The 11,820-nt window shown below is 66.7% G+C and carries 10 protein-coding genes; 5 read left to right on the top strand and 5 right to left on the bottom strand.

Going from position 1 to position 11,820, the window contains the following annotated elements:
• Positions 1-338 precede the first annotated feature (338 nt).
• On the top strand, positions 339-998 hold the full coding sequence (gene pdxH / locus AC2VOG_RS13725; protein WP_486940439.1) for a pyridoxamine 5'-phosphate oxidase: 660 nt from the start codon (positions 339-341) through the stop codon (positions 996-998).
• Positions 999-1,427: 429 nt separating this feature from the next.
• Positions 1,428-2,720 carry a citrate synthase gene (locus AC2VOG_RS13720; RefSeq protein WP_486940438.1) on the top strand — a complete coding sequence of 431 codons (1,293 nt, stop codon included), beginning with the start codon at positions 1,428-1,430 and terminating at the stop codon, positions 2,718-2,720.
• A gap of 134 nt (positions 2,721-2,854) precedes the next feature.
• Here the strand turns inward: AC2VOG_RS13720 and AC2VOG_RS13715 are convergent, their stop codons facing one another.
• Entirely contained in the window at positions 2,855-4,375 is a 1,521-nt protein-coding gene (locus tag AC2VOG_RS13715; protein ID WP_486940437.1) for a phytoene desaturase family protein, read from the bottom strand.
• Positions 4,376-4,540: 165 nt separating this feature from the next.
• Between AC2VOG_RS13715 and AC2VOG_RS13710 the strand changes: the two genes are divergently transcribed.
• Positions 4,541-4,903, top strand: a complete 363-nt coding sequence (locus AC2VOG_RS13710; RefSeq protein ID WP_486940436.1) for an FKBP-type peptidyl-prolyl cis-trans isomerase — start codon at positions 4,541-4,543, stop codon at positions 4,901-4,903.
• An 86-nt stretch (positions 4,904-4,989) separates the two neighbouring features.
• Here AC2VOG_RS13710 and AC2VOG_RS13705 read toward each other — a convergent pair whose 3' ends face one another.
• The 4 genes from AC2VOG_RS13705 to AC2VOG_RS13690 are packed head-to-tail and all read right to left on the bottom strand — an operon-like array spanning position 4,990 to position 10,209.
• Positions 4,990-6,333, bottom strand: coding sequence for a HAMP domain-containing sensor histidine kinase (locus tag AC2VOG_RS13705; protein WP_486940435.1), 1,344 nt, complete (start codon positions 6,331-6,333; stop codon positions 4,990-4,992).
• 7 nt (positions 6,334-6,340) lie between these two features.
• Complete coding sequence (gene prrA / locus AC2VOG_RS13700) at positions 6,341-7,051, bottom strand: two-component system response regulator PrrA (protein ID WP_486940434.1); 711 nt, start codon at positions 7,049-7,051, stop codon at positions 6,341-6,343.
• Positions 7,052-7,090: 39 nt separating this feature from the next.
• Positions 7,091-8,611, bottom strand: a complete 1,521-nt coding sequence (locus tag AC2VOG_RS13695) for a carboxyl transferase domain-containing protein (RefSeq protein ID WP_486940433.1) — start codon at positions 8,609-8,611, stop codon at positions 7,091-7,093.
• Positions 8,608-10,209 carry an arylsulfatase gene (locus tag AC2VOG_RS13690; protein ID WP_486940432.1) on the bottom strand — a complete coding sequence of 534 codons (1,602 nt, stop codon included), beginning with the start codon at positions 10,207-10,209 and terminating at the stop codon, positions 8,608-8,610. The genes AC2VOG_RS13695 and AC2VOG_RS13690 overlap by 4 nt, the downstream gene beginning before the upstream one ends.
• A gap of 212 nt (positions 10,210-10,421) precedes the next feature.
• On the opposite strand from AC2VOG_RS13690, the gene AC2VOG_RS13685 reads away from it, so the two are divergent.
• Entirely contained in the window at positions 10,422-11,153 is a 732-nt protein-coding gene (locus tag AC2VOG_RS13685; RefSeq protein ID WP_486940431.1) for an enoyl-CoA hydratase, read from the top strand.
• Positions 11,154-11,157: 4 nt separating this feature from the next.
• A partial coding sequence (locus tag AC2VOG_RS13680) for an MBL fold metallo-hydrolase (RefSeq protein ID WP_486940430.1) occupies positions 11,158-11,820 on the top strand: 663 nt, incomplete at its 3' end.

The following is an 11,820-nucleotide window of genomic DNA, read 5'->3' as shown; positions in this document are numbered from 1 at the left end:
GTTTTCGGGTCACGTCTGCGTCCAGGGGATCGAGTGTGCATCGTGGGCGTCGAGGGTGCATCGTGGGCGGGAAAATCGCGGAAAGCCCGCCCCCTGTGCACACTCGAAGCCGTCAGCGCACACTCGACGCCAGCAGGGTCAGACAGAAAGCGGCAACCGGACGACCGGCCGACACGCCAGCACCAGCATCAGACGTAAGGTATCGACGTTCGGCATCGTTGAGCAAAGGACCCAGATCGCGCAACCGGCAAGTTGAGCCACGGTGACTCAGCTGCAGCCACCTCTGACGACTTCGGACCCGCGAATGTTCGCTGGTGGCAGCGGGTAACGTTGGCCCGATGGTGGGACCCGACAACGAGCACCTGGCCCGGATGCGCAAGGAATACGGCTCCAAGGAACGCGATGGCAGCCCCGATCTTGACGTCGACTGGCTCGACGACGGTTGGCTGGCGTTGCTGCGCAAGTGGATTGGCGACGCGGAGCGCGAGGGAGTGGCAGAGCCGAACGCGATGGTATTGGCCACCGTCAGCGAGGGAAAGCCGGTCAGCCGGTCAGTGCTGTGCAAGGGCGTCGACGAAGACGGGATCGTGTTTTTCAGCAACTACGACTCGGCCAAGGGTGAGCAGCTGGCCGAAACACCGTATGCGTCTGCGACCTTTCCGTGGTACCTGCTGAACCGGCAGTTCCATATCCGCGGGCCGGTCACGAAGGTCGATCCGACGGCCACCGAGAGCTACTGGAACAATCGGCCACGCGGCTCGCAGCTCGGCGCATGGGCTTCACGTCAGTCCCAGCCGATCGCGTCCCGTGCGGCGCTGGTCGAGCAGCTGGCCGAGGTGACCGAGCGCTTCGCCGACCACGAGAAGGTCCCGGTGCCGCCGCATTGGGGCGGGTATCGCATCGCGCCTACCGAAGTCGAGTTCTGGCAAGGTCGGGAAGACAGGTTGCACAACCGCATTCGCGTCGTTGGTGGGAGTGTCGAACGACTGCAGCCCTGAGCGTACCGCGGCTTTTCGCCGACATCGCGCCAGGCTGATCGCAGTCGCCGGCCCGACGCAATGACCTCGGCGGTCGGGCTGACGATCGACCCGGGAGGCAACGCGAGAATTTGCTTCCCGACCGCAACCGCCGGCGCTCCGGTCCACGGTGCTCCAGGAGGCCGCCCGGTGACCACAACGGTGGCCGCCACCGTCGGGGGTAGCGGGGTCGGTGGTGTTGGGGGTTGTGCTGGTGCCGACTCTCATCCGTTGTCGGGCAGTGCAATTCACGCCCGGCTGCAACCTGCGTCGAGCATCCGGCGGCCGAACGTGATCTCCGTCGCACCCTGACGTCACCCCCGGGCAGGCAAGCCGTCGCTGTAACGACTACCTTTGCGCTATAGGCAACCAGCCGGGGCAGCATTCACACGCAAGCGCAAAGGGGTTCCCGTGGCCGCAACCGACGACTCCGCCACCCTCAAGTACCCGGGTGGTGAGTTGGACCTAGAAATCGTCCACGCCACCGAGGGGGCCGACGGCATCGCGCTCGGTCCACTGTTGTCCAAGACTGGTTACACGACCTTCGACAACGGCTTCGTCAACACGGCGTCCACCAAGAGCGCCATCACCTACATCGACGGTGACGCCGGCATTCTGCGCTACCGGGGCTACCCGATCGAGCAACTGGCCGAGAAGTCGACCTTCATCGAGGTCAGCTATCTACTGATCAACGGCGAACTACCAAGCAAAGAGCAGCTGGAGGGGTTCACCGAGCAGATCCAACGGCACACCATGCTGCACGAGGATCTGAAGCGGTTCTACGACGGCTTCCCGCGAAACGCCCACCCGATGCCGGTGCTGTCCAGCGTGGTCAACGCGCTGAGCGCCTACTACCCGGATTCGCTGGACCCGGCAGACACCGAAGAGATTGAGCTGTCCACCATCCGGCTGCTGGCCAAGCTGCCGACGATCGCCGCGTACGCCTACAAGAAGTCCGTAGGCCAGCCGTTCCTCTACCCGGACAACAGCCTTACCCTGGTGGAGAACTTCCTGCGGATGACGTTCGGGCTGCCTGCCGAGCCTTACGAGCCCGACCCTGAGATCGTCCGGGCGCTCGACATGTTGTTCATCCTGCACGCCGATCACGAGCAGAACTGTTCGACATCGACGGTCCGGCTGGTCGGCTCGTCGCAGGCCAACCTGTTCACTTCGATCTCCGGCGGCATCAACGCGCTTTGGGGCCCGCTGCACGGCGGCGCCAACCAGGCCGTGTTGGAGATGCTGCAGCAGATCCGGGAAAGCGGCGACGACGTCAGCGAGTTCGTCCGCAAGGTCAAGAACAAAGAAGAAGGCGTCAAGCTGATGGGCTTCGGCCACCGGGTCTACAAGAACTACGATCCGCGGGCCCGCATCGTCAAGGAACAGGCCGACAAGATCCTGGGCAAGCTCGGCGGCGACGACCACCTGCTCAACATCGCGAAGGAACTCGAAGAAGCGGCGCTGACCGACGACTACTTCGTCGAGCGCAAGCTGTACCCGAACGTCGACTTCTACACCGGGCTGATCTACCGGGCGCTGGGCTTCCCAACCCGAATGTTCACCGTGCTGTTCGCGCTCGGCCGGCTGCCCGGCTGGATCGCGCACTGGCGGGAGATGAACGGCGAGCCCAGCAAGATCGGCCGCCCGCGCCAGATCTACACCGGCTACACCGAGCGCAATTACGCCACTATCGACGTTCGCTGACGCCCAGCACCTAAGCCCGTGAGCCCCTGCGACGCGCCTCAAGCCCGCGAGCGTGCGTGTCTGTACAGCGACACGCCGGGCACCGCGTACAACGATGCACCCTCGCGGGCAGCGGCAGCGGGTAGCTGCAGCGGTCAGCGGTAGCTGTTCAGCACCGCCATTGCGGCGTTGTGACCGCCGATCCCGGAGACCGCCCCACCGCGGCGTGCACCCGATCCGCACAGGAGAATCTGCTCATGGGTGGTGGCCACACCCCACTGGCGTGCCGGGGTGTCCAGTGTCTCGTCTTCTTCTGCGAACGGCCAGGCCAATCCGCCGTGGAAGATGTTGCCGCCGGTCATGCCGAGGCGCTGCTCCAAGTCGGACGTGGTCGTGGTCTCGACGCACAGTCGGCCGCCCGCGTCGGTCATCAGGACATCCTGAATCGGTTCGTCCAGAATGGAATTCAGCGAGCTCAGTACGGCATCGGTGAGCGTGTCGCGCTCGAACGCCCGGTGCGGGGTGTGCAGGCCGAACACCGTCAGCGTCGCCGCGCCCGTTTCCTGAAGTGCCGGCGACAAGATACTCGGGTCGGTCAACGAGTGGCAGTAAACCTCACACGGAAGTGGTTCCGGCAGAACGGATTTGACAGCCATGCCATAGGCGGACTGAAGCTGAGTCCAAGTTTCGTTGACGTGCAACGTGCCGCCGAAAGCTTGTGCGGGCGTGACGGTTTGGTCGCGCAGCCGCGGAAGTCGGTTGAGCACCATGTTGACTTTCACTTGGGCGCCAGGTGACGACGCCGGTGCGGGTTCACCGAGTAGGCCCGCCAGCGTGGTCGGTGTGACGCCGGCCAACACGAATCTGCCGCGCACCGCGTGTTCTTCGTCACGGTGCCGGTAGCGCACCTTCCCGCTCGGGTCGATCGCGTAAACGTCTGCACCGGTTATGATTTCGGCTCCTTTTGCGGCTCCGGCCAATGCCGAGCTCACCGCGCCCATCCCGCCGACCGGGACGTGCCAGCCCCCGTCGCCGCCGCCGAGCAGGTGGTACATGAAGCAGACGTTCTGCTGGAGTGAGGGGTCGTCGAGCCGGGAGAAGGTTCCGATCAGCGCGTCGGTCGCTACTACGCCGCGCACCACGTCGTTGCGCAGGGCGCCGGTGATGAGTTCGCTGATCGGGCGCTCGATCATATCCCGCCACGCGGCATCGTCACCGACGGCTAAGCGGGCCTGCGCGCGGGTGCGCAGCGGCTCCAACATTGTCGGCCACAGCCGCTCGGTCACCGTGCGGCAACGCCGGTAGAACGCGGCGAACGCGAGCTCGTCGCCGGTCGCGCCGATCGCGGCGAACGTTGATTTTGGCCCGACCAGCAGACCGGTCCGCCCGGCGGTGGCTGGGTCTGGTGTGTACGACGAGTATGGCCGCGGTTTCAGCCGGACCGTCGCGCCGAGGTCGTCGAGAATGCGCCGGGGCAGCAGGCTCACCAGGTAGGCGTAACGCGACAGCTCAGCCTCAACGCCTTCGAACACCCGCGCGGACACCGCCGCGCCGCCGACGTGCGCGAGCCGTTCGAGCAGTTGCACCCGCAGTCCGGCCCTGGTCAGGTACGCCGCCGCGACTAAGCCGTTGTGCCCGCCACCCACGATGACCGCATCGACGTCGCGCACCGTCATGGGTCAGCCGATGCAACCTCGACCTTGATGTCCTTGTCCACGGCTTAAGTGTGCCCTCCTCAGCGGCCGATGTTCGGCCGCATCGTCACCCGACTGGGGTTTGGGGTGTCGGGTTCCTCAGCGGCCGATGTTCGGCCGCATCGTCACCCGACTAGGGTCTCCTGCGTGTCAAGCAAACCTGAGATCCAGTTTCCCCACGGCCCCGCTCCAGCTCAACTCGTGATCGAAGACCTGACGGTCGGCGACGGCCCCCAGGCCGTTCCCGGCGGCACCGTCGAGGTGCACTACGTCGGTGTCGACTACGACTCCGGCGAAGAGTTCGACAGCTCCTGGGGTCGCGGCCAATCCATCTCGTTCCCACTGCAGGGCCTCATCCAGGGCTGGCAGGACGGCATTCCGGGGATGAGGGTCGGCGGTAGACGACAGCTGACCATCCCGCCGGACCAGGCCTACGGTCCGGCCGGTTCGGGACATCAACTGTCTGGCAAGACGCTGATCTTCGTCATCGATCTGCTCAGCACTCGCTGAGAGGCTCGTCGAGCGTGCAGGTTGTGATGCACAAATAGCCGAAACCAGGTAATTACCCGCACATTCGGCGCTCGAAGCTAGCATGCTCAGCTCGGCGGAGGCAGCTGCAACATCAGTCGCGCCCCGCCGAGCGGGCTTTCTTCCAACGTTGCCTGGCCGCCATGCAGCTGCGCCTGCTGGGCCACCAACGCCAGGCCGAGCCCGGAGCCGGAATGCGATGCAGTCGACCCGCGGGAGAATCGCTCGAAGACGACTTGGCGCTCCTCTTCGGGTAGACCGCTGCCGTTGTCGTCGACGCAGATCTCGACACCGGCCCGCGAGCTGACCGCGGAGAGCTGGACCTTGGTGGCGCCGCCGTGCTTGACCGCATTGGCGATCGCGTTGTCCACCGCGAGCCGAAGCCCGGCGGGCATTCCGAGGATGATGCAAGTCGGCGACGGCGCCAGCGAAACTTCGAGGTCGGGGTAGATCCGCATCGCGTCGTGCGCGGCGCGGTCGAGCAGTTCGGTGATATCAACCGGCACATGGTCTTCCGACGTCGACAATTCACCTTGAGCCAGCCGCTCCAGCGCCGAAAGCGTGGCCTCGATTCGGGATTGGGTCCGGATCACGTCGCCGAGCACTTCTTTGCGCTGTTCGTCGGGCAGGTCGAGGGTAGCCAGCACCTCGAGGTTGGTGCGCATCGCGGTCAGTGGCGTGCGCAACTCGTGCGACGAAACCGCAGCGAAGTCGCGCGCCGACGCCAGGGCATCTAGGGTGCGATTCTGCTCGTCCCAGATCCGCTGCAGCATGCCGCGCATGGCCTCGGCGATCTCGACGGCTTCGCTGGCGCCTCGCACCCGGATCTGTGGATTCTCGTCGCCGGCGTTGATCGAGCGGGTCTGCTGGGCCAGTCGTTTGAACGGCCGCACCGCAAAAGTGGCCAGCAGCCAGGCGAATATGGTCGCGGCGGCGATGGCGAATCCGCAGATGATGATCACCCGACGATGCCGGCCGTCGGTCCGCGCGATGGTGTCGTCGTAGGTGGCACCGACTTCCACAGACATCGGGTGCGGCCCCAAGGTATTGACCGTGCGGACCCGATAGCGCACGCCGTTGACGTAGGTGTCGGCGTAGCCGGCCGGCAACCGCGGCAGCGTCACCGTCGTGTTCGAGGTGACCTCGCCGTTGGCGTGCCGCACGGTGATGATGGCGTTTTGGTCGTTGGGCGACTTGGGGATCTGGCCGAGCCCGCGGGGCAGGAACGGGATCGCGAAACCGGCCGCCTCGTCGAGGCGGCGATCCAGGCGCTCCTTGCTGTCGCCGGTGATCCCGACCCACACGACGGCCCCGACGATGAGCACCGGGATGGCCGCTCCGATCGCGGTGGCCACCACCACGCGGGCGCGCAGCGACGGCGTGCGGGTCAGAATTCTCGACAGAAAGTTCATCGTCGCCTCACTGCATGCGCAGGACGAATCCCACGCCGCGGACGGTGTGCAGCAGGCGGGGTCCGCCGCCGGCTTCCAGCTTGCGGCGCAGGTATCCGATGAACACGTCGACGACGTTGGTGTCGGCGGCGAAGTCATAGCCCCACACCAGTTCCAGCAGCTGTGCCCGCGACAATACCGCGGTCTTGTGCTCGGCCAACACGGCCAGCAGATCGAATTCACGCTTGGTCAGGTCGACGTCGACGCCGTTGACTCGGGCGCGCCGGCCCGGGATGTCGACGTCCAGCGGACCGACGGTGATGGTTTCCGACGACGACGCCGGAGTCGAGCCTTTGCGGCGGAGTAGCGCCCGCACCCGTGCCACCAACTCGGCCAGCACGAACGGCTTGACCAGATAGTCGTCGGCGCCGGCTTCCAGGCCGGCCACTCGGTCGTCGACCGAGCTGCGCGCCGAGAGCACACAGACCGGGACGTCGTTGTCCATCGCCCGCAGCGCGGTCACCACGCTCACGCCGTCGAGCACTGGCATGTTGATGTCGAGCACGATCGCGTCGGGCCTGGTTTCGGTGGCGCTGCGCAATGCCTCGGCGCCGTCGACCGCCGTAGACACTTCGAAGCCGGACAACCGCAGCCCGCGTTCCAGGGAGGCGAGCACGTCAGGATCGTCGTCAACCACCAAAACCCGGGGTGAGGTGCCACCAGCGTCCATTCCGCCCATGATGCCTGATCATCACCCTTTGCAGTGGGAACACCCGCATCAGGGCAACCCGATGTCGCGGTATCGCTTCAGCCGGGCCGCCATTCGGTCGTCGCCGGGCATCTGGCGCAACGCGTCGAGTTCGACGGCAATCGCGGCGGACAGCCGGGTGGAGAACTCGATCGGCTCGTCGGCGGCGTCGGGGTGCTCGGGCACGACGGCGTCGACGATTCCGGAGGCCAGCAGGTCGACCGAGCGGATGCCTTGCGCGGCAGACAGTTCGGGGGCGTGGTCGGTATCTCGGTAGACGATCGCGCTCGCCCCTTCCGGTGGCAGCGGCGCCAGCCAGCCGTGCAGTGCGGCGAGCACCCGGTCGGCGGGCACCATTGCCAACGCCGGCCCGCCGCTGCCCTGACCGAGCAACACCGACACCGTCGGGGTAGCGAGGCTGACCAGCTCCGCGAGGCAGTGCGCGATCTCGCCGGCCAGCCCGCCCTGTTCGGCTTCGGCCGACAGCGCCGGCCCGGCGGTGTCGATCACCAGCACCAACGGCAGCCGCAGACCGGCGGCCAGTGCCATACCGCGACGGGCCTCGCGCAGCGCGGCGGGTCCGACCAGTCCGCCCGTGACGCGCTGCTGGCCGAGCAGCACCGCAGGCTGGCCGTGGAAACGCGCCAGCGCCAGCAGCATGGTGGCGGCTTCGCCCTGACCGGTGCCCGAAAGCAGCACCGGGTCGGTGCAGCCGTGCCGCAACAGCATCTGGACGCCGGGCCGATCCGGGCGCCGCGAGGCCAGCACCGAGTCCCACGCCGTGATGTCGGGCAGTGGCTGCGCCGGCGACGATGCAGAGCAGAGCGATGGGGAGGAACGGCGCCATGTTTCGGCCGCACGACGCGGTGCGGGGCCTGCGTCGTCGGCAACGACGGTCAGCGCCCGGTCCAGGATGTCGCGCAGCTCTTCCAGCGGAACAACGGCGTCGATCACTCCGTGCCGCTGGAGGTTCTCGGCGGTCTGGACGCCCGGCGGAAACGGCTCGCCGTAGAGCTGCTCGTACACCCGCGGACCCAAAAAGCCGATCAGCGCCCCCGGCTGGGCGAAGGTGAGGTGACCGAGCGAACCCCACGATGCGAAGACTCCGCCGGTGGTCGGGTGCCGCAAGTAGGCCAGATAGGGCAGGTGGGCCCGCTTGTGTAGCGTGACCGCCGCCGCGATCTTGACCATCTGCAGGAACGCGACGGTGCCCTCCTGCATCCGGGTGCCACCGGAACTCGGCGAGGCCAGCAGCGGTATCCGCTCGGCGGTGGCGCGCTGGATCGCGACGGTGATTCGTTCGGCGGCGGCGACCCCGATCGAGCCGGCCAGGAAGTCGAACTCGCCGATCACCACCGCCACCCGGCGCCCGCGCACCCGGCCCTCTCCGGTCAGCACCGCCTCGTCGCAGCCGCTGGCTTCGCGCGCTTGGGCCAGCTCCCGGCCATAGGACTCACCCGTCGGGATCGCCAGCGGGTCGGTGTCCCAGCTGACGAACGATCCGTCGTCGAGCACGGCGTCGCGCAGTTGGCGGGTTCCGATCCGGCTCACCCGGCGGGCGCCTCGAAAAAGGAGATGGGGTCCAGGACCACGCCGGTGTCGGCGACGTATTGATCCCACAGCTGCAGCAGTTCGGCCAGCTTGTCCGGGTGCGAGCCGGCGAGATCGTTGATTTCGCCCGGGTCGGTCGACAGGTCGTAGAGCTGCCAATCACCGGGGCCGTACGGCTCGGGCAGGTGCACAGCCTTCCAGTCGCCTTGTCGAATAGCCCTGCGGCCGAACAACTCCCACCCGGTTCCGGTGGAGTCGTCGTGGACCGCCTCGGACCCGCCCGACAGATACGGCATCAACGACCGGCCGCGCATCGGCGCAATTTCGCGGCCCTGGTACTCGGTGCCCGGGTGTGCGACGCCGGCCAGTTCGAGGACGGTCGGGGCGATGTCCATGACGGTGCTGAACGCGGTACCGATCTGTCGTTGCCGATCGAAGCCCGGCCACGTCATGAACCCGACCACCCGGATACCGCCTTCGGTGGTGAACGCCTTGTGCAGGCGCGACGGTGCGGTCGCGGCTTGCGCCCACCGGGGTCCGTACCAGATGAAGGAGTTAGGGGCACCGATGTTGTCGACGCTGTTGTCCAAGTTCCGCTCGATCTCGGCGGCGATCGCACCACCAAGAATCGGCATCGCCTCGACGATTGCCCCCTCGGCGCCGTTGTCGGACAGGAAGATCACCACGGTGTTGTCGAGTTCGCCTGTCTGCGTGAGATAGTCGACCACTTTGCCGATGTTGTGGTCCATCCGGTCGACCATCGCGGCGTAGATCTCCATGGTCCGAGCCGACAGCGCCCGCTCGTCGGCGCTCATCTCCGACCAGTCCGGTTCCCCGTCGGGAACCACTGGGTGTGCGACGACGTCGCTCGGGCACAGGCCGAGTCGCTTGAGCGCCGCCAAGCGCTCGTCACGCAGCACGTCAGGGCCGGCGTCGTAGCGGCCGCGATACTTCGCAATGGTCTCCGCGGGGGCCTGCAACGGCCAGTGCGGCGCCTGGAACGGCAAGTACGCGAAGAACGGCCGGTTGTCCTGCTCGGGACGTTCCCTGAGATACCGCAGCAGCGTGTCGGCGTAGAAGTCCGACGAGTAGAAGTCGTCATCGACCGTGACGAACTGATCGTCTTCGGTGTATCGCGACATAGCCGGCAGCAAGTCGCCGGGCACGATTCCGTAATGGCTGGCACCACCGGGCAATAGCGCAAACGATCGGTCGAAGCCGCGGGCCCACGGCGTCCGGTCGATGGTGTTGCCGAGGTGCCACTTGCCTGCCATCAACGTGTGGTAGCCGGCGTCACGCAGCAACTCCGGAAGTGCGACGACCCGATCGTTGAGGTAGCCCTCGTACCCGGGTGGAGCCTTGAACCCCGGCGGCGTGACCTCCAGCATGGTGCCGATACCGGCGATGTGGTGATCGGTGCCGGTCAGCAGCATCGAACGGGTGGGGGAGCAGGCAGGCGCCGAATGAAAATCGGTGAACCGGACACCGGTCTGGGCCAGTCGATCCAGATTGGGGGTGTCGATTTCGCCACCGAAAGCGCCGATGTCGGAGAATCCGAGGTCGTCTGCCACGATCACCAGAAAGTTGGGCCTCGTCACGGGAAAGTATCCTGTCAGGTCTGCCGGTCCAATGGAACGGTTCGTCCGCTTCTCCTCGGGCCCTGACGGGCCCGCATCGTCGCCGCTTGGGTTGGATGCGTCCGCTTCTCCGCGGGCCCTTCAGGCCCGCATCGTCGCCGATCGGGTTGGATGCGTCCGGCTTCTCCGCGGGCCCTTCAGGCCCGCATCGTCGCCGAACTAAGCTGAGGCCCATGATTGGAGTCACCCGAGTCGATGACGTGCTGACCATTGAGTTGCAGCGTCCCGAACGGCGTAACGCCCTCAACTCCCAGCTCGTCGAGGAGTTGCGTGCGGCGATCGAGAAGGCCTCCGGCGACGACGTGCGAGTCGTCGTGCTGACCGGGCAGGGCACCGTGTTCTGCGCCGGGGCCGACCTCAGCGGTGACGCGTTCGCCGCCGACTACCCCGACCGCTTGATCGAACTACACAAGGCGCTCGATGCCGCGCCGGCCCCGGTGATCGGTGCCATCAACGGCCCGGCAATTGGCGCGGGCCTGCAGCTGGCGATGCAATGCGATCTGCGCGTCGTTGCGCCCGAGGCGTTCTTCCAGTTTCCAACATCGAAATACGGTCTGGCGCTGGATAACTGGAGCATTCACCGACTCTCGTCGCTGGTGGGTCACGGTCGTGCCCGCGCGATGCTGCTGACTGCGGAGAAGCTGACCGCGCAGACGGCGCTGCAGACCGGGATGGCCAACCGGATGGGGACGCTGGCCGACGCGCAGGCCTGGGCCGGCGAGATCGCCGGCCTGGCCCCGCTGGCGCTGCAGCACGCCAAGCGGGTGCTCAACGACGACGGATCCATCGAAGAGCCATCGCCGCAGCAAAAGGAACTGTTCGACAAGGCGTGGGGCAGTCAAGACGTGATCGAAGCGCAGGTCGCGCGGGTGGAGAAGCGGCCGCCGAAATTCCGGGGAGCCTGATCGGATGCTGCGCGGGGCGCTGCGACTGGCGGCGGGGACGGTCTCGCTCGCGATGGGCGGGTGGGTGTTGCGTGCACTGCACGGCGCACCGGCCGCGCTCGGTGCCCAACCGTCCGACATCCGCGGGGTGGCCGAGCGGTCGCCGAACTTCCACGAGGGTGTGTTCGTCAACGTGGAGCCGGCGTCGTTCAACCTGGACATCGAGGAACAGCGAAATGTTCTGTGGGAGCTGATCACCGGCCGAGCCACGGCCCGGCCAACAGTCGACATTCCGCTCGTCAAGGCCGAGCCGCACACCTTCGACGCCCCCGCGGGTCGGGTCGCGGTCAGTTGGTTCGGCCACTCGACGGCGCTGCTGGAGATCGACGGCTACCGGGTGCTCACCGACCCGGTCTGGAGTGAACGCTGCTCGCCGTCGGACGTCATCGGACCCGGTCGCATGCATCCGCCTCCGGTGCCGCTGGACGCGCTGCCCGCCCTGGACGCCATCGTGGTCAGCCACGACCATTACGACCACCTCGACATCGACACCGTCGTCGGTTTGGCCCGCAGTCAATGGGCCCCGTTCGTGGTACCGCTCGGGGTCGGATCGCACCTGCGGGAGTGGGGTATTCCCGACGAGCGAATCATCGAACTCGACTGGAACGAGCGCACCCAGATCGACGAG

The organism is Mycobacterium sp. TH-M11 (assembly GCF_057473725.1).
The sequence above is the reverse complement of the archived record's forward strand: the minus strand, read 5'-3'. Positions and strand labels throughout refer to the sequence as shown.